Consider the following 17,097-nt stretch of genomic DNA (forward strand, 5'->3'; position numbering starts at 1 on the left):
ATGGCAATCGTTAAATGCAAACCGACTTCCCCTGGCCGCCGTTTTGTGGTCAAGGTGGTCAACCAGGAGCTGCATAAAGGCGCTCCTCACGCACCGCTGCTCGAGAAAAAATCGAAGTCTGGTGGTCGTAACAACAATGGTCGCATTACCACTCGTCATATCGGTGGTGGCCATAAGCAGCATTATCGTCTGGTCGATTTCCGTCGCAACGACAAAGATGGCATCGCTGCCACTGTCGAGCGTATTGAATACGATCCAAACCGTACTGCTCACATCGCTCTGCTGCTGTACGCAGATGGCGAGCGTCGCTACATCATCGCCCCTAAAGGCGTGAGTGCTGGTGACCAGCTGATCGCAGGTGCTCTGGCGCCGATCAAGCCGGGCAACGCTCTGCAACTGCGTAACATTCCAGTTGGTAGCACCGTACACGGCATCGAATTGAAGCCAGGTAAAGGCGCGCAAATCGCTCGTTCCGCTGGTGCTTCGGCTCAGCTGATCGCTCGTGAAGGTGTCTACGTGACCCTGCGTCTGCGTTCTGGTGAGATGCGTAAAGTACTGGCTGAATGCCGTGCGACCCTGGGCGAAGTCTCGAACTCCGAGCACAGCCTGCGTTCGTTGGGTAAAGCTGGTGCCAAACGCTGGCGTGGCGTTCGCCCAACCGTTCGTGGTGTTGCCATGAACCCGGTTGACCACCCACACGGTGGTGGTGAAGGTCGTACCTCTGGTGGTCGTCATCCGGTATCGCCATGGGGCTTCCCGACTAAGGGCGCGAAGACTCGTGGTAATAAGCGTACCGACAAAATGATCGTCCGTCGTCGCAAGTAAATAGAGGGATACGACAGTGCCACGTTCTCTGAAAAAAGGTCCTTTTATTGATCTTCACCTACTGAAGAAGATCGAAGTGGCGGCGGAAAAGAACGATCGCAAACCAGTTAAGACCTGGTCGCGTCGTTCGATGATCCTGCCACAAATGGTCGGTCTGACCATCGCAGTACACAACGGTCGTCAACACGTCCCAGTTCTCGTTAACGAAGACATGGTCGGCCACAAACTGGGCGAGTTTGCCGGTACCCGCACTTATCGTGGGCACGTGGCAGACAAGAAAGCCAAGCGTTAAGGGGTTAGGAAATGGAAGTAGCCGCTAAGTTGTCGGGCGCTCGAATCTCCGCCCAGAAAGCCCGCTTGGTCGCCGACCAGATCCGCGGGAAGAAGGTGGGCGAAGCGCTCAACCTGTTGGCTTTCAGCAGTAAGAAAGCCGCCGAGATCATGAAGAAAGTGCTGGAGTCGGCCGTAGCCAACGCCGAGCATAACGAAGGCGCAGACGTTGATGACCTGAAGGTCAGCACCGTTTTCGTCAACGAAGGGCGTTCGCTGAAGCGCATCATGCCACGTGCCAAAGGCCGTGCTGATCGCATCGTCAAGCGGTCTTGCCATATCACTGTCAAGGTTGCTGACAAGTAACGGAGTCGAAGAGATGGGTCAGAAAGTACATCCCATTGGCATTCGCCTGGGAATCGTCAAGGAGCACACCTCCGTCTGGTACGCAGACGGTCGGACTTATGCGGACTATTTGTTCGCTGATCTGAAGGTGCGTGAGTATCTCCAAGACAAACTAAAAAGCGCGTCCGTAAGCCGTATCGATATCCATCGTCCGGCCCAAACTGCACGTATCACCATCCACACCGCTCGTCCAGGTATCGTTATCGGGAAGAAAGGTGAAGATGTTGAGAAACTGCGTCAGGACCTGACCAAGCAAATGGGTGTGCCTGTGCACATCAATATCGAAGAGATCCGCAAGCCGGAGCTCGACGGTATGCTGGTTGCGCAGAGCGTAGCTCAGCAGCTGGAGCGTCGCGTAATGTTCCGTCGCGCTATGAAGCGCGCCGTACAGAACGCCATGCGCATTGGTGCCAAAGGCATCAAAATCCAAGTGAGCGGTCGTCTCGGCGGTGCTGAAATCGCACGTACTGAATGGTATCGCGAAGGTCGTGTGCCACTGCACACCCTGCGTGCCGACATCGACTATGCCAACTACGAAGCTCACACCACTTACGGTGTGATCGGTGTAAAGGTTTGGATCTTCAAAGGCGAAGTAATTGGTGGTCGCCAAGAAGAACTGAAACCACAAGCACCAGCGCCTCGTAAAAAAGCTGCTAAGTAAGGGGTACGCCAAATGTTGCAACCTAAGCGTACGAAGTTCCGCAAGCAGATGACAGGCCACAACCGTGGTCTGGCTCAGCGCGGTAGCAAAGTCAGCTTCGGCGAGTTCGCGCTGAAGTCTGTAGCTCGTGGTCGTCTCACCGCTCGTCAGATCGAGTCAGCGCGTCGTGCTCTGACCCGTCACGTAAAACGTGGCGGCAAGATCTGGATCCGTGTATTCCCGGACAAGCCGATCTCCAAAAAACCTCTCGAGGTTCGGATGGGTAAAGGTAAGGGTAACGTGGAATACTGGGTTGCCCAGATTCAGCCAGGCAAAGTCCTGTATGAAATCGAGGGTGTTTCTGAAGAGCTGGCGCGTGAGGCTTTCGCCCTGGCTGCTGCAAAGCTGCCGCTCGCCACCTCCTTTGTTAAACGGACGGTGATGTGATGAAAGCGAATGAACTTCGTGAAAAATCCGCACAGCAGCTGAACGAGCAACTGCTCGGCCTGCTGCGCGACCAGTTCAATCTGCGTATGCAGAAAGCAACTGGCCAGTTGGGGCAGTCTCATCTGCTCTCGCAAGTTAAGCGTGACATCGCTCGCGTGAAGACTGTGCTCAACCAGCAGGCAGGTAAGTGATCATGGCTGAAGCCGAAAAGACTGTCCGTACGCTGACTGGCCGTGTTGTCAGCGACAAGATGGACAAAACCATCACCGTTTTGATCGAGCGTCGCGTTAAGCACCCGATCTACGGTAAATATGTTAAGCGTTCGACTAAGCTGCACGCGCACGACGAAACCAATCAGTGCCACATCGGCGACAAAGTCACTATTCGTGAAACTCGTCCGCTGGCCAAGACCAAGTCTTGGGCGCTGGTTGATGTTCTCGAACGCGCTGTGGAAGTCTAAGGACTAGGGGTCGGAGAAATTATATGATTCAGACTCAATCCATGCTCGATGTGGCCGATAACAGCGGCGCTCGCCGTGTTATGTGCATCAAGGTGCTGGGTGGCTCCCATCGTCGTTACGCTGGTATCGGTGACATCATCAAAGTTACCGTCAAGGAAGCAATTCCTCGCGGTAAGGTGAAAAAAGGCCAAGTGATGACTGCTGTTGTAGTCCGCACTCGTCACGGCGTACGTCGTGCTGATGGCTCCATTATCCGCTTTGATGGCAACGCTGCTGTTCTTCTGAACAACAAGCAAGAGCCGATCGGCACCCGTATCTTTGGGCCAGTGACCCGTGAACTTCGTACTGAGAAGTTCATGAAGATCGTCTCGCTCGCCCCAGAAGTGCTGTAAGGAGATCCGACATGCAAAAGATTCGTCGTGACGACGAGATCATCGTGATCGCCGGCAAAGACAAAGGTAAGCGCGGTAAGGTGCTTAAGGTTCTCGCTAATAACCGTCTGGTTATCGGTGGTCTGAACCTGGTCAAGCGTCATACCAAGCCTAACCCGATGTCGGGCGTGCAGGGCGGTATCGTCGAGAAAGAAGCTCCGCTGGACGCTTCTAACGTCGCCATCTTCAATGGCGAAACCAACAAGGCTGACCGCGTTGGTTTCAAAGTAGAAGACGGTAAGAAAATTCGTGTCTTCAAGTCGACCCAAAAAGCGGTTGATGCTTGAACACTGCTAGGTAGATTAGACCATGGCACGACTACAAGAGATTTACCGGAAGGAAATCGCCCCTAAGCTTAAGGAAGAACTTAAGCTCGGGAACGTGATGGAAGTTCCGCGCGTCACCAAAATCACCCTGAACATGGGTCTGGGCGAAGCGATCGGCGACAAAAAAGTCATCGAGCACGCTGTTGCCGACCTGGAAAAGATCACCGGTCAAAAAGTCGTTGTGACTTACGCTCGGAAATCCATCGCTGGCTTTAAAGTCCGTGAAGGTTGGCCGATCGGCGTCAAAGTGACTCTGCGCCGTGAGCGTATGTACGAATTCCTGGATCGTCTGCTGTCGATCTCCCTGCCTCGGGTCCGCGACTTCCGCGGCCTGAATGCCAAGTCCTTCGATGGTCGTGGTAACTACAGCATGGGCGTGAAAGAGCAGATCATCTTCCCGGAAATCGACTACGACAAGATCGATGCTCTCCGCGGTCTGGACATCACCCTGACCACCACTGCCAAGAACGATGATGAAGGTCGCGCCCTGTTGCGTGCTTTCAAATTCCCGTTCCGCAACTGATTGGAGTAGGACCATGGCCAAGATGAGCATGAAAAACCGCGAGCTGAAGCGTCAGCTCACGGTTGCCAAGTACGCCAAGAAGCGTGCAGCACTGAAAGCAATCATCGTTGATCTGAACGCAAGTCCAGAAGCGCGTTGGGAAGCTACAGTTGCTCTGCAGAAGCAGCCACGTGACGCAAGCGCTTCGCGCATGCGTAACCGCTGCCGCCTGACCGGTCGTCCACACGGCGTTTACCGCAAGTTCGGCCTCGGCCGTAACAAACTGCGTGAAGCGGCAATGCGTGGTGACGTACCAGGTCTGGTTAAAGCCAGCTGGTAAGTACTTTCAACGTCCAGGTGGTCGGAATCGCAAGATACTGACCGCCGGTGACCTTGAATCTGGATCAAGCCCCTTTTGGGGCTTGTTTCATTTCTGGAGTGTGTCTAAAATACGCGGCTCGCCTGAGCCCGTGTTTTTTGTGCTCGGAGATTCTCGGCGACATATGTAGCCGCAAGGCTAATTTTTTTGTATTAGGAGCGTCTAGCCCATGAGTATGCAGGACCCGTTAGCGGACATGCTAACTCGTATCCGTAATGCCCAGATGGCTGAAAAGTCCGTCGTAAGCATGCCATCTTCCAAGTTGAAGGTAGCTGTTGCCAAAGTCCTGAAAGACGAAGGCTACATTGCGGGTTATCAGATCAGCAGCGAAATCAAACCACTGCTGTCCATCGAGCTGAAGTACTTCGAAGGCCGTTCGGTCATCGAGGAAGTGAAGCGCGTTAGCCGTCCAGGCCTGCGTCAGTACAAGTCCGCTGAAGATCTGCCGAAAGTTCGTGGCGGTCTGGGCGTGTCTATCGTCTCCACCAACAAAGGTGTGATGACGGATCGTGCTGCGCGCGCTGCCGGTGTCGGCGGCGAAGTTCTTTGCACTGTGTTCTAAGGGGGGATAAGCATGTCTCGCGTCGCTAAGAACCCCGTTAAGCTGCCAGCCGGTGTCGAAGTCAAATTCGCAGGCCAACAGCTTTCGGTGAAGGGTGCCAAGGGTACTCTTGAACTGAACATCCATTCGTCCGTTGAGATCGTTGAAGAAGCTGGTGAGCTGCGTTTCGCTGCTCGCAATGGCGATCAACAAACTCGCGCAATGGCCGGTACCACGCGTGCGTTGGTAAACAACATGGTCCAAGGCGTAAGCCAAGGCTTCGAGCGCAAGCTCCAGCTGGTCGGTGTTGGTTACAAAGCGCAAGCAAAAGGCACGGTTTTGAACCTTGCCCTTGGCTTCTCGCACCCAGTGGATTACGAACTGCCAGCGGGCATCACTGCTGAGACTCCTAGCCAGACCGATATCCTGATCAAGGGCATCGACAAGCAGCTGGTAGGTCAAGTGGCCGCTGAGATCCGCGACTTCCGTCCACCAGAGCCGTACAAAGGCAAAGGTGTGCGCTACGCGGACGAAGTCGTCCGTCGTAAAGAAGCCAAGAAGAAGTAGGGCATAGCAAATGACCGACAAAAAAGTTACTCGACTGCGTCGCGCTCGCAAAGCACGCCTGAAAATGCACGAACTCGAAGTCGTGCGTCTCTGCGTGTTCCGCTCGTCGCAGCACATCTACGCCCAGGTCATCTCGGCCGACGGCAACAAAGTCCTGGCAAGCGCCTCGACTTTGGATAAAGAACTGCGTGATGGTGCCACTGGCAACATCGACGCGGCCACAAAGGTTGGCCAGCTGGTCGCTACGCGTGCTAAGGCCGCTGGCGTCTCGCAAGTGGCTTTCGACCGCTCTGGCTTCAAGTACCACGGTCGCGTGAAAGCGCTGGCTGATGCTGCTCGTGAAGCTGGGCTGGAGTTCTAAGTTATGTCAAATAACGACCAAAAGCGCGACGAAGGCTACATTGAGAAGCTGGTTCAAGTTAACCGCGTAGCCAAAACCGTTAAAGGCGGCCGTATCTTCACTTTCACCGCGTTGACCGTGGTGGGTGATGGTAAAGGGCGTGTTGGCTTCGGCCGTGGCAAGTCACGTGAAGTGCCTGCCGCGATCCAGAAGGCAATGGAAGCTGCTCGTCGCAACATGATCCAAGTTGATCTGAACGGCACTACTCTGCAGTACGCAATGAAGTCCGCTCACGGCGCTTCGAAGGTGTACATGCAGCCTGCTTCTGAAGGTACCGGTATCATCGCTGGCGGCGCTATGCGTGCTGTCCTCGAAGTTGCTGGCGTTCAGAACGTTCTGGCCAAGTGCTACGGCTCGACTAACCCGGTAAACGTGGTTCACGCCACTTTCAAGGGTCTGAAAGCTATGCAATCTCCTGAGTCCATCGCTGCCAAGCGTGGTCTGACTGTCAAGGAGATCTTCTGATCATGGCTACCGTTAAAGTAACGCTGATCAAAAGCATGACCGGCCGCATCCCTAACCACAAACTGTGTGTTAAAGGTTTGGGTCTGCGTCGCATCGGTCACACTGTAGAAGTCCAGGATACTCCCGAGAATCGCGGGATGATCAACAAGGCTTACTACATGCTGCGTGTAGAGGGTTAATCGATGAAACTCAATGATCTGAGTCCAGCGCCGGGTTCCCGTCGCGAAAAGCATCGTCCGGGCCGTGGTATCGGTAGCGGTTTGGGTAAGACTGGTGGCCGTGGCCACAAAGGTCAAACCTCCCGCTCCGGTGGCACCATCGCTCCAGGCTTTGAAGGCGGTCAACAGCCGCTGCATCGTCGCCTGCCTAAGTTCGGTTTCGTATCCCTGAAAGCCATGGACCGCGCAGAAGTGCGTCTGTCCGAGCTGGCTAAAGTGGAAGGCGACATCGTTACTGTGCAGACCCTGAAAGATGCCAACGTGATCAACGTCAACGTACAGCGTGTGAAAATCATGCTGTCCGGTGAAGTGACTCGCGCTGTCACTATCGGCAAGGGAATCGGCGCCACCAAAGGTGCGCGTTCGGCTATCGAAGCAGCTGGCGGCAAGTTCGAGGAATAAATGGCTAAGCAAGGTGCTCTCTCAGCGCTCGGCAAAGGCGGTATGTCTGAACTTTGGGCTCGTCTGCGTTTTCTGTTCCTGGCGATTATCGTCTACCGAATAGGCGCACACATCCCGGTTCCAGGTATCAACCCGGACCGACTCGCAGACCTGTTTCGACAGAATGAGGGGACCATTCTTAGCTTGTTCAACATGTTTTCCGGCGGTGCGCTGGAGCGGATGAGCATCTTTGCACTGGGGATCATGCCGTACATTTCGGCGTCGATCATCATGCAACTGATGACAGCCGTCAGCCCGCAGCTGGAGCAGTTGAAGAAGGAAGGTGAAGCTGGCCGTCGCAAGATTAGCCAGTACACCCGCTACGGCACTGTAGTCCTCGCCCTGGTTCAAGCTATCGGCATGTCCGTTGGCCTGGCAGGGCAGGGCGTTGCGTTCACTGGTGACTTTGGCTTCCATTTCGTCGCGGTATCCACGTTTGTGGCTGGTGCGATGTTCATGATGTGGCTGGGTGAGCAGATTACTGAGCGTGGTGTTGGTAACGGTATCTCGATGTTGATTTTCGCAGGTATCGTCGCCGGTCTTCCGAGAGCAATCGGGCAGTCTTTCGAGTCTGCGCGTCAGGGTGATATCAATATCTTCGCCCTGGTTGCTATCGGTTTGCTGGCAGTAGCGATTATCGGTTTTGTGGTGTTCATTGAGCGTGGCCAGCGTCGTATTGCTGTTCACTACGCCAAGCGTCAGCAGGGCCGTAAGGTTTTTGCTGCGCAGACCAGCCACTTGCCGCTGAAAGTGAATATGGCCGGTGTTATTCCGGCAATTTTCGCGAGCAGCATCTTGCTGTTTCCGGCTTCGTTGGGTACCTGGTTTGGTCAGTCTGAAAATATGGGCTGGCTGCAGGACCTCTCTCAGTCGATCGCTCCTGGTCAGCCGTTGAATATTCTGCTGTTTAGTGCAGGGATTATTTTCTTCTGCTTCTTCTATACGGCGTTGATGTTCAATCCGAAAGACGTAGCGGAAAACCTGAAGAAGTCCGGTGCCTTTATTCCGGGTATCCGTCCAGGTGAGCAGTCGGCACGCTACATTGATGGCGTTCTGACTCGTTTGACCCTGTTCGGTGCTCTATATATGACGGCCGTGTGTCTGTTGCCCCAGTTCCTGGTGGTTGCAGCAAACGTTCCGTTCTACCTTGGCGGGACCTCGTTGCTGATCGTGGTCGTGGTTGTGATGGACTTCATGTCCCAAGTACAATCGCACCTCGTTTCGCACCAGTACGAATCCCTGATGAAGAAAGCCAACCTGAAGGGCTACGGCAGCGGCATGTTGCGCTGAGTACCCCATAAGGTTCGAGGAGTTGGTGATGAAAGTTCGTGCATCGGTGAAAAAGCTGTGCCGTAACTGCAAGATTATTCGCCGCGAAGGTGTTGTTCGAGTAATTTGCAGCGCGGAACCGCGTCACAAACAGCGCCAAGGCTGAGTGTGATCCGCTTGAAGCCCGGCAGCTAGTGCGCTGCCGGGTTGATTATTTGTTATTACAGCGATATTATCTCGCGCCCTATTTCTTGGCTTCCGGGGCGTAGGTAGCTGTCAATTGGAGTCCCACTGAATGGCCCGTATTGCAGGCGTTAACATTCCAGATAACAAGCACACTGTTATCTCGCTGACCTACATCTATGGTGTTGGTCGCACTACTGCGCAGAAAATTTGCGCAGTTGCTGGGGTAAACCCAGCCGCTAAGATCAAGGATCTGAGCGACGAGCAGATTGAACAGCTGCGTGGCGAAGTGGCGAAGTTCACCACTGAAGGTGACCTGCGTCGCGAAATCAACATGAAAATCAAGCGTTTGATGGACCTCGGTTGCTATCGCGGTCTGCGTCATCGTCGTGGTCTTCCAGTACGCGGTCAGCGTACCAAGACTAACGCGCGTACCCGTAAAGGTCCGCGTAAGCCGATCCGCAAGTAATCGCCCCAGCGAATCGACAGGAAAATTATCATGGCAAAACCTGCTGCTCGTCCTCGTAAAAAAGTTAAAAAGACAGTGGTTGATGGCATCGCCCACATCCATGCATCTTTTAACAACACAATCGTGACCATCACCGACCGTCAAGGTAACGCGCTTTCTTGGGCTACCTCCGGTGGTTCGGGTTTCCGCGGTTCCCGCAAGTCCACCCCGTTTGCCGCTCAAGTAGCTGCTGAACGTGCTGGTCAAGCTGCGCTGGAATACGGCCTGAAAAACCTCGACGTTAACGTCAAAGGTCCAGGTCCAGGTCGTGAGTCTGCTGTCCGTGCTTTGAACGGCTGTGGCTATAAGATCGCCAGCATCACCGACGTGACGCCAATCCCGCACAACGGGTGCCGTCCGCCGAAGAAGCGCCGCGTGTAATCCAGGAGATTGTAAAGAATGGCTCGTTACATTGGTCCAAAATGCAAACTCGCTCGTCGCGAAGGCACCGATCTCTTCCTGAAGAGCGGCGTGCGCGCGATCGAATCGAAGTGCAACATTGAAGCAGCACCTGGTATCCACGGCCAACGCCGCGGTCGCCAGTCCGATTACGGCACCCAACTGCGTGAAAAGCAGAAGGTCCGTCGTATTTACGGCGTTCTCGAGCGTCAGTTCAGCGGCTACTACAAAGAAGCTGCTGGCAAGAAAGGTGCAACCGGTGAAAACCTGCTGCAACTGCTCGAATGCCGTCTGGACAACGTTGTATACCGTATGGGCTTTGGTTCGACTCGTGCCGAATCCCGTCAGCTGGTATCGCACAAGTCGATCAGCGTTAACGGTCAGACCGTAAACGTTCCGTCTTACCAGGTTCGTGCTGGTGACGTGGTCGCAGTTCGCGAGAAAGCTAAAAACCAACTTCGCATTGTCCAAGCTCTCGATCTGTGTGCCCAACGTGGCCGCGTAGAATGGGTAGAAGTAGACACTGAGAAGAAGTCGGGCGTTTTCAAGAACGTTCCTGCTCGCAGTGATCTGTCCGCCGACATCAACGAAAGCCTGATTGTCGAGCTCTACTCCAAGTAAGGGCTAGAAAATAGGTGCATCCATGCAGATTTCGGTAAATGAGTTCCTGACACCCCGCCACATTGATGTGCAGGTTGTCAGTCCAACCCGCGCCAAAATTACTCTCGAGCCTCTCGAGCGTGGTTTTGGCCACACCCTGGGCAACGCGCTGCGCCGCATCCTGTTGTCCTCAATGCCCGGCTGTGCAGTAGTCGAGGCCGAGATTGACGGTGTGCTCCACGAGTACAGCGCCATCGAAGGTGTACAGGAAGACGTAATTGAAATCCTGTTGAACCTTAAAGGTCTGGCTATCAAGCTGCACGGCCGTGACGAAGTTACGCTGACCTTGTCGAAGAAGGGTTCGGGGGTGGTTACCGCTGCCGATATTCAGCTGGATCATGATGTCGAGATCGTTAACCCCGATCACGTAATCGCTAACCTGGCGTCTAACGGCGCCCTGAACATGAAGCTCACTGTAGCTCGTGGTCGTGGTTATGAACCGGCCGACTCGCGTCAGAGCGATGAAGACGAAAGCCGCAGCATTGGTCGCTTGCAGCTTGACTCTTCGTTCAGCCCGGTTCGCCGTATCGCATACGTGGTGGAAAACGCCCGTGTCGAGCAGCGTACTAACCTGGACAAGCTGGTTATTGATCTGGAAACCAACGGTACCCTGGATCCTGAAGAGGCTATCCGCCGCGCTGCAACCATTCTGCAACAGCAGTTGGCTGCGTTCGTCGACCTCAAAGGTGACAGCGAACCAGTGGTAATCGAGCAGGAAGACGAGATCGATCCGATCCTGCTTCGCCCGGTTGACGATCTGGAACTGACTGTACGTTCGGCTAACTGCCTTAAGGCGGAAAACATTTACTACATCGGCGACCTGATTCAGCGTACCGAAGTAGAACTGTTGAAGACTCCGAACCTGGGCAAGAAATCCTTGACTGAAATCAAGGACGTTCTGGCCTCCCGCGGTCTGTCCCTCGGCATGCGCCTCGACAACTGGCCGCCTGCAAGTCTTAAGAAGGACGACAAGGCGACTGCCTGATCGTCGTAATCACCGAACGTGAGTTTGGTAAGGAATGAACCATGCGTCATCGTAAAAGTGGTCGTCACCTGAGCCGTACCAGCTCGCACCGCAAGGCCATGTTCCAAAACATGGCGGTGTCGCTGTTCGAGCACGAGCTGATCAAAACTACACTGCCGAAAGCTAAAGAACTGCGTCGCGTTGCTGAGCCGCTGATCACTTTGGCCAAGACAGACAGCCTGGCTAACCGCCGTCTGGCTTTCGACCGTACTCGTTCGAAAGCTATCGTTGGTAAGCTCTTCAACGACCTGGGCAAGCGTTACGCTACCCGTGAGGGTGGCTACCTGCGCATCCTCAAGTGCGGTTTCCGCGCTGGCGACAACGCGCCTATGGCGTACGTCGAGTTGGTTGATCGTGCTACTGCCGGCGAAGCTGTAAGCGCCGAGTAAGACGACAAGCTGCAACAAAAAACCGGGCCTCGCGCCCGGTTTTTTGTGCGCGTAACAAAAGCGCAACTTATACAAGCTTCCATAGACAGTGCGCTGCACTATAGCGAGCGGAGTCTTGTTAGTTATTTTCTATCGACGCATACGATTTAATGAATTTGTAGGCGTAGTGTTGATGATCAATACTCCCTCCAAGCCGCTTAGCCGGCAGTTCAAAGTCCGACCTGAGGAAGATTGCGCATGAGCCAGAATAAAGTCCTTACCACCGCCAGCGGGGCTCCTGTTGCGGATAACCAGAACTCCCGTTCCGCAGGCCCTCGTGGCCCGTTGTTGCTCGACGATTTCCATCTGATCGAGAAGCTCGCTCACTTCAACCGTGAAAACATTCCTGAGCGGCGCGTGCATGCCAAAGGATCGGGTGCCTACGGTACGTTCACCGTTACCCAAGACATCACCCAGTACACCAGTGCCAAGCTGTTCGAATCTGTTGGCAAGCAAACGCCTACATTCCTGCGATTCTCCACTGTGGGTGGTGAGCGCGGGTCTGCTGACACTGAGCGTGATCCACGTGGTTTTGCCCTGAAGTTCTATACCGAAGAGGGCAACTGGGACATCGTGGGCAACAACACCCCTGTGTTCTTCATCCGGGATCCGCTGAAATTCCCGGACTTTATCCACACCCAGAAACGCCTGCCGCAGAGCAACCTGAAAAGCGCGCAGATGATGTGGGACTTCTGGTCGCACTCTCCAGAGGCGCTGCATCAGGTCACCATTCTGTTTTCGGACCGTGGCATTCCAGACGGCTATCGCCACATGCACGGCTTCGGCAGTCACACGTACAGTCTGATCAACGCCAAGGGCGAACGCCACTGGGTGAAGTGGCACTACAAGACCAAGCAAGGCATCAAGAACCTGGCCCCGGCCGAGGCTGCACGCCTGGCGGGTACCGACCCTGACTATGCCCAGCGTGATCTGTTTGGTGCTATCGAGCGCGGTGATTTTCCGAAATGGCGCGTCTGCATCCAGATCATGACTGAGGCTCAAGCAAACGCTCATTATGAGAACCCGTTTGACGTGACCAAGACCTGGTCGCAAAAAGAGTTCCCGCTGATCGAAGTGGGCGAGCTTGAGCTCAACCGTAATCCGCAGAACTACTTCGCTGAAGTGGAGCAGGCTGCATTTGGTCCGAGCAACATGGTTCCAGGCGTTGGCCTGTCACCCGATCGTATGTTGCAAGGTCGAGTGTTTGCCTACGCAGATGCCCACCGCTACCGTGTCGGCACTAACCACCAGCAACTGCCCGTAAACGCGCCGCGCAACCCGGTTAACAGTTACCAGCGTGACGGTTCTATGGCCTTCGGCAGTAATGGCGGTGCGGCTCCCAACTACGAGCCAAACAGCTATGCCGATGCGCCCAAGCAAGCCCCGCAGTACGCAGAGCCGGCACTGGCCCTGAGCGGCGCTGCTGATCGTTACGATCACCGCGAAGATACGGACTACTACAGCCATGCGGGCGCGCTGTTCCGCTTGATGAATGATGAGCAGAAAGCCCTGCTGACCAATAACATTGCCGGTGCGATGGCTAGCGTTTCCAGCGATGTGGTCCAGCGTCAATTGCAGCACTTCTACAAGGCCGACCCGGCTTATGGAGAAGCAATCGCAAAGGCACTGGGTGTATCGCTTAACTGACTCTAAACGATAAGCAGAACCGCCCTCATTTGGGCGGTTTTTGCGTTATTTCAGCTACTTTTCTACGGAAATCTTCACTTTTCTGCCGTTGATCCCGTGACCTTCAAGTCATCATGGTTCAAACTACAGTCTTTCAAGCAGGGAGATGTAGGGCGATGCAAGGTCACCCCGACGTAATCGATTACCTCAACACGTTGCTGACGGGCGAACTGGCAGCTCGTGACCAATATTTCATCCATTCGCGCATGTACGAAGACTGGGGCTTTACCGAGCTCTACGAGCGTATCAACCATGAGATGGAAGAAGAGGCACAGCACGCCGACGCACTGATGCGCCGTATCCTGATGCTCGAAGGCACGCCGCGTATGCGTCCTGATGATCTCGATGTGGGGACCACGGTACCGGACATGCTCGCTGCCGACCTTCGCCTCGAGTACAAAGTTCGTGCTGCGCTCTGCAAGGGCATCGAACTTTGCGAGCTGCACAACGACTACGTCACCCGGGAAATTCTGCGCGTGCAGTTGGCCGACACCGAAGAAGATCACACCTACTGGTTGGAAAAACAGTTGGGCCTGATCAAGTTGATTGGCCTGGAGAATTACCTGCAATCGCAGTTCTGATTCCCAGCTGTAAAAAAGCCCCCGTCACCGCAAAGTGACAGGGGCTTTTTATTGGGCTAGAAAAAGTCAGGCCCGGTCGCGCGCCAGCAACGGTTTCAAGTAGTAACCGGTGTGCGACTGTGGCATTTCGCAAACTTGCTCCGGCGTACCCACTGCGATGATCTGGCCACCCTTGGAACCACCTTCCGGCCCAAGGTCCACCAGCCAGTCAGCGGTCTTGATCACATCAAGGTTGTGCTCGATCACCACCACGGTATTGCCGTGGTCTCGCAGGCGGTGCAGCACGTCCAGCAATTGCTGGATATCCGCGAAGTGCAGACCGGTGGTCGGTTCATCGAGGATGTACAAGGTTTTGCCGGTATCGCGCTTGGACAGCTCGCGAGACAGCTTGACCCGTTGTGCCTCGCCACCTGACAGCGTAGTCGCCGATTGCCCCAGCTTGATGTACGACAAGCCCACATCCATCAGCGTTTGCAGCTTGCGCGCCAACGCCGGCACCGCGTCGAAGAACTCGCGAGCTTCCTCGATGGTCATCTCCAGGGTTTCATGGATGCTCTTGCCCTTGTACTTGATCTCAAGGGTTTCGCGGTTGTAGCGCTTGCTTTTGCACACGTCGCACGGCACGTAGATGTCCGGCAGAAAATGCATCTCCACCTTGATCAAGCCATCGCCCTGGCAGGCCTCACAGCGCCCGCCCTTGACGTTGAACGAGAACCGCCCAGGTCCATAGCCGCGCGAGCGGGACTCGGGTACACCCGCGAACAGCTCACGGATCGGTGTAAACAGCCCGGTGTAGGTGGCCGGGTTGGAGCGTGGGGTACGCCCAATCGGGCTTTGGTCGATATCGACCACCTTGTCCAGGTGCTCCAGGCCCTTGATGCTGTCGTGCGCCGCCGCTTCCAGGGTGGTCGCGCCGTTCAGCGCGGTGGCACTGAGTGGGAACAGCGTGTTGTTGATCAGCGTCGACTTGCCCGAACCGGAAACACCCGTCACACAGGTCAGCAGGCCCAGCGGAATCTCCAGGTCGACATTGCGCAGGTTGTTGCCGCGCGCGCCCTTGAGATGCAGTGCCATCTTTTTGTTACGCGGCGTACGCTTGGCGGGCACTTCGATCTTCACCCGGCCAGACAGGTACTTGCCGGTCAACGAATCAGGATGTGCCATCACTTCGGCAGGCGTGCCCTCGGCAACGATATGTCCGCCATGCACACCTGCACCCGGGCCGATATCGACCACGTAGTCCGCCAGGCGGATGGCATCTTCATCGTGCTCGACCACAATCACGGTATTGCCGATGTCCCGCAGGTGTTTCAACGTGCCGAGCAGGCGATCGTTATCCCGTTGGTGCAAGCCAATCGACGGTTCGTCGAGGATATACAGCACGCCAACAAGGCCCGCACCGATCTGGCTGGCCAGCCGGATCCGCTGTGCTTCACCGCCCGACAAGGTATCGGCGCTGCGGTCCAGTGACAGATAGTCCAGGCCAACGTTGACCAGGAACTGCAGGCGCTCGCGAATTTCCTTGAGGATCTTGTCGGCAATTTCCCCACGACGCCCGGTGAGCTTGAGGACACCAAAATATTCACACGCATCGCCGATTGGCAGGTTAGTCACTGCCGGCAACGTTTTTTCGCCCACCCACACATGCCGCGCTTCACGGCGCAGGCGTGTGCCACGGCAGTCCGGGCAAGGCTGGGTGCTGAGGAACTTTGCCAGTTCTTCACGCACACTTGCCGATTCGGTCTCGCGGTAGCGACGTTCCAGGTTCGGCACGATGCCTTCGAACGGGTGGGAGCGCTTGACGATGTCGCCACGGTCGTTCAGGTACTTGAAGTCGACATTCTGCGAGCCGCTGCCATGCAGAATGACCTTCTGCTGGTCTGCCGGCAGCTGGTTGAACGGCACTTCCAGGCTGAACTTGTAGTGCGAGGCCAATGACCCGAGCATCTGGAAATAGTAGACGTTACGCCGGTCCCAGCCGCGTATCGCCCCCTCGGCCAGGGTCAGGTCGCCATTGACCAGGCGCTTGATATCGAAGAACTGCTTCACGCCCAGGCCATCGCACGTCGGGCAGGCGCCGGCTGGGTTGTTGAAGGAAAACAGCTTGGGCTCCAGTTCGCTGATGGCGTGCCCACAGATTGGGCAGGCGAAGCGCGCGGAGAAGATGATCTCTTCGCCCGGCTCGTCATCCATCGGCGCCACCAGGGCAATGCCGTCGGCCAGCTTCAGCGCGGTCTCGAACGATTCCGCCAAACGCTGCTGCAGGTCGGCGCGTACCTTGAAGCGGTCGACCACTACATCAATGGAATGCTTTTTCTGCTTGTCGAGCTTGGGCGCTTCATCCAGTTCATAGAGCTTGCCGTTGATGCGCGCACGTACAAAACCCTGGGCACGCAGTTCTTCGAAGACCGAAAGGTGTTCGCCCTTGCGCTCGCGGATGACGGGCGCCAGCAGCATCAGCTTGGCGCCTTCCGGCTGGGCCAGTACCAGGTCGACCATCTGGCTGACGGTCTGGGCTTCCAGGGGAATATCGTGGTCCGGGCAGCGCGGAATACCCACGCGCGCATACAGCAGGCGCAGGTAGTCGTAGATTTCGGTAATGGTGCCCACGGTGGAACGCGGGTTGTGGGAGGTCGACTTCTGCTCGATGGAAATGGCCGGCGACAAGCCTTCGATGGTGTCGACGTCGGGCTTTTCCATCATCGACAGGAATTGCCGGGCATAGGCCGACAGGGATTCCACATAGCGACGCTGACCTTCGGCATACAGCGTGTCGAACGCCAGGGACGACTTGCCGGAGCCGGACAAGCCGGTGATGACGATCAGTTTGTCCCGGGGCAGGGTCAGGTCGATGTTCTTCAGGTTGTGGGTTCTAGCCCCACGAATCAGGATCTTGTCCAAGATGGCCTCGCACGGCGGGCGTAAATAATGCCGGAGTATACGGCTAAAGACTGGATGAATATACACTGTCAAAAGGCCGCTTGCAGCCTTAGATGAAAGCTGCGCGGCAAAGCGCCGCATATACCCTCTCAATCGATGGGA

27 protein-coding genes are annotated in these 17,097 nt (G+C 55.6%); 26 read left to right on the plus strand and 1 reads right to left on the minus strand.

The window, feature by feature from the left end:
- From rplB to bfr, 26 genes are all read left to right on the plus strand, one after another.
- Entirely contained in the window at window positions 1-825 is an 825-nt protein-coding gene (rplB, locus tag FW800_RS12825) for a 50S ribosomal protein L2 (RefSeq protein ID WP_003186055.1), read from the plus strand.
- A 16-nt stretch (window positions 826-841) separates the two neighbouring features.
- Complete coding sequence (gene rpsS, locus FW800_RS12830; protein WP_002555486.1) at window positions 842-1,117, plus strand: 30S ribosomal protein S19; 276 nt, start codon at window positions 842-844, stop codon at window positions 1,115-1,117.
- Window positions 1,118-1,128: 11 nt separating this feature from the next.
- On the plus strand, window positions 1,129-1,461 hold the full coding sequence (gene rplV, locus FW800_RS12835) for a 50S ribosomal protein L22 (protein WP_003103908.1): 333 nt from the start codon (window positions 1,129-1,131) through the stop codon (window positions 1,459-1,461).
- Window positions 1,462-1,474: 13 nt separating this feature from the next.
- Window positions 1,475-2,161 carry a 30S ribosomal protein S3 gene (rpsC, locus tag FW800_RS12840; RefSeq protein WP_003176422.1) on the plus strand — a complete coding sequence of 229 codons (687 nt, stop codon included), beginning with the start codon at window positions 1,475-1,477 and terminating at the stop codon, window positions 2,159-2,161.
- Window positions 2,162-2,173: 12 nt separating this feature from the next.
- Complete coding sequence (rplP, locus tag FW800_RS12845) at window positions 2,174-2,587, plus strand: 50S ribosomal protein L16 (RefSeq protein ID WP_003176421.1); 414 nt, start codon at window positions 2,174-2,176, stop codon at window positions 2,585-2,587.
- A complete protein-coding gene (gene rpmC / locus FW800_RS12850) occupies window positions 2,587-2,778 on the plus strand; it encodes a 50S ribosomal protein L29 (protein WP_002555481.1) in 192 nt (63 codons plus the stop codon). Before rplP ends, rpmC begins: the two co-directional genes overlap by 1 nt.
- Before the next feature lie 2 nt (window positions 2,779-2,780).
- Window positions 2,781-3,047 carry a 30S ribosomal protein S17 gene (gene rpsQ, locus FW800_RS12855; protein WP_003176419.1) on the plus strand — a complete coding sequence of 89 codons (267 nt, stop codon included), beginning with the start codon at window positions 2,781-2,783 and terminating at the stop codon, window positions 3,045-3,047.
- Window positions 3,048-3,070: 23 nt separating this feature from the next.
- Complete coding sequence (rplN, locus tag FW800_RS12860; protein WP_002555479.1) at window positions 3,071-3,439, plus strand: 50S ribosomal protein L14; 369 nt, start codon at window positions 3,071-3,073, stop codon at window positions 3,437-3,439.
- An 11-nt stretch (window positions 3,440-3,450) separates the two neighbouring features.
- Window positions 3,451-3,765, plus strand: a complete 315-nt coding sequence (gene rplX / locus FW800_RS12865) for a 50S ribosomal protein L24 (protein ID WP_003176416.1) — start codon at window positions 3,451-3,453, stop codon at window positions 3,763-3,765.
- A 22-nt stretch (window positions 3,766-3,787) separates the two neighbouring features.
- Window positions 3,788-4,327, plus strand: coding sequence for a 50S ribosomal protein L5 (gene rplE / locus FW800_RS12870; protein WP_003194642.1), 540 nt, complete (start codon window positions 3,788-3,790; stop codon window positions 4,325-4,327).
- Window positions 4,328-4,340: 13 nt separating this feature from the next.
- On the plus strand, window positions 4,341-4,646 hold the full coding sequence (gene rpsN, locus FW800_RS12875; RefSeq protein WP_003176414.1) for a 30S ribosomal protein S14: 306 nt from the start codon (window positions 4,341-4,343) through the stop codon (window positions 4,644-4,646).
- A 208-nt stretch (window positions 4,647-4,854) separates the two neighbouring features.
- Window positions 4,855-5,247 carry a 30S ribosomal protein S8 gene (gene rpsH, locus FW800_RS12880; RefSeq protein ID WP_003176413.1) on the plus strand — a complete coding sequence of 131 codons (393 nt, stop codon included), beginning with the start codon at window positions 4,855-4,857 and terminating at the stop codon, window positions 5,245-5,247.
- Between the two features lie 12 nt (window positions 5,248-5,259).
- Window positions 5,260-5,793: a 50S ribosomal protein L6 gene (gene rplF, locus FW800_RS12885; protein ID WP_003194640.1), complete on the plus strand. Its 534-nt coding sequence runs from the start codon at window positions 5,260-5,262 to the stop codon at window positions 5,791-5,793.
- A gap of 10 nt (window positions 5,794-5,803) precedes the next feature.
- A complete protein-coding gene (gene rplR / locus FW800_RS12890) occupies window positions 5,804-6,154 on the plus strand; it encodes a 50S ribosomal protein L18 (protein ID WP_003186037.1) in 351 nt (116 codons plus the stop codon).
- A 3-nt stretch (window positions 6,155-6,157) separates the two neighbouring features.
- Window positions 6,158-6,658 carry a 30S ribosomal protein S5 gene (rpsE, locus tag FW800_RS12895; protein ID WP_003176409.1) on the plus strand — a complete coding sequence of 167 codons (501 nt, stop codon included), beginning with the start codon at window positions 6,158-6,160 and terminating at the stop codon, window positions 6,656-6,658.
- Window positions 6,659-6,660: 2 nt separating this feature from the next.
- Window positions 6,661-6,837: a 50S ribosomal protein L30 gene (gene rpmD / locus FW800_RS12900; RefSeq protein ID WP_003176408.1), complete on the plus strand. Its 177-nt coding sequence runs from the start codon at window positions 6,661-6,663 to the stop codon at window positions 6,835-6,837.
- Window positions 6,838-6,840: 3 nt separating this feature from the next.
- Window positions 6,841-7,278 carry a 50S ribosomal protein L15 gene (gene rplO, locus FW800_RS12905; protein ID WP_003176407.1) on the plus strand — a complete coding sequence of 146 codons (438 nt, stop codon included), beginning with the start codon at window positions 6,841-6,843 and terminating at the stop codon, window positions 7,276-7,278.
- Window positions 7,279-8,607 (plus strand): preprotein translocase subunit SecY, encoded by a 1,329-nt coding sequence (secY, locus tag FW800_RS12910; protein WP_003194637.1) that lies wholly within the window; start codon window positions 7,279-7,281, stop codon window positions 8,605-8,607.
- 28 nt (window positions 8,608-8,635) lie between these two features.
- Window positions 8,636-8,752 carry a 50S ribosomal protein L36 gene (gene rpmJ / locus FW800_RS12915; protein WP_002555468.1) on the plus strand — a complete coding sequence of 39 codons (117 nt, stop codon included), beginning with the start codon at window positions 8,636-8,638 and terminating at the stop codon, window positions 8,750-8,752.
- Window positions 8,753-8,881: 129 nt separating this feature from the next.
- Window positions 8,882-9,238, plus strand: a complete 357-nt coding sequence (gene rpsM, locus FW800_RS12920; RefSeq protein ID WP_003194635.1) for a 30S ribosomal protein S13 — start codon at window positions 8,882-8,884, stop codon at window positions 9,236-9,238.
- A 30-nt stretch (window positions 9,239-9,268) separates the two neighbouring features.
- Window positions 9,269-9,658, plus strand: coding sequence for a 30S ribosomal protein S11 (gene rpsK / locus FW800_RS12925; protein ID WP_002555466.1), 390 nt, complete (start codon window positions 9,269-9,271; stop codon window positions 9,656-9,658).
- Between the two features lie 18 nt (window positions 9,659-9,676).
- On the plus strand, window positions 9,677-10,297 hold the full coding sequence (gene rpsD, locus FW800_RS12930) for a 30S ribosomal protein S4 (RefSeq protein WP_003176404.1): 621 nt from the start codon (window positions 9,677-9,679) through the stop codon (window positions 10,295-10,297).
- A 22-nt stretch (window positions 10,298-10,319) separates the two neighbouring features.
- Window positions 10,320-11,321, plus strand: a complete 1,002-nt coding sequence (locus FW800_RS12935; RefSeq protein WP_003176403.1) for a DNA-directed RNA polymerase subunit alpha — start codon at window positions 10,320-10,322, stop codon at window positions 11,319-11,321.
- A gap of 41 nt (window positions 11,322-11,362) precedes the next feature.
- A complete protein-coding gene (rplQ, locus tag FW800_RS12940) occupies window positions 11,363-11,749 on the plus strand; it encodes a 50S ribosomal protein L17 (protein WP_003176402.1) in 387 nt (128 codons plus the stop codon).
- Window positions 11,750-11,986: 237 nt separating this feature from the next.
- Window positions 11,987-13,435, plus strand: coding sequence for a catalase (locus FW800_RS12945; protein WP_078822462.1), 1,449 nt, complete (start codon window positions 11,987-11,989; stop codon window positions 13,433-13,435).
- Between the two features lie 155 nt (window positions 13,436-13,590).
- Window positions 13,591-14,055: a bacterioferritin gene (bfr, locus tag FW800_RS12950; protein WP_032879213.1), complete on the plus strand. Its 465-nt coding sequence runs from the start codon at window positions 13,591-13,593 to the stop codon at window positions 14,053-14,055.
- Window positions 14,056-14,121: 66 nt separating this feature from the next.
- Here bfr and uvrA read toward each other — a convergent pair whose 3' ends face one another.
- Window positions 14,122-16,956, minus strand: coding sequence for an excinuclease ABC subunit UvrA (gene uvrA / locus FW800_RS12955; protein ID WP_032879214.1), 2,835 nt, complete (start codon window positions 16,954-16,956; stop codon window positions 14,122-14,124).
- Window positions 16,957-17,097: the final 141 nt, after the last annotated feature.

This window comes from Pseudomonas sp. 910_23 (assembly GCF_052850795.1).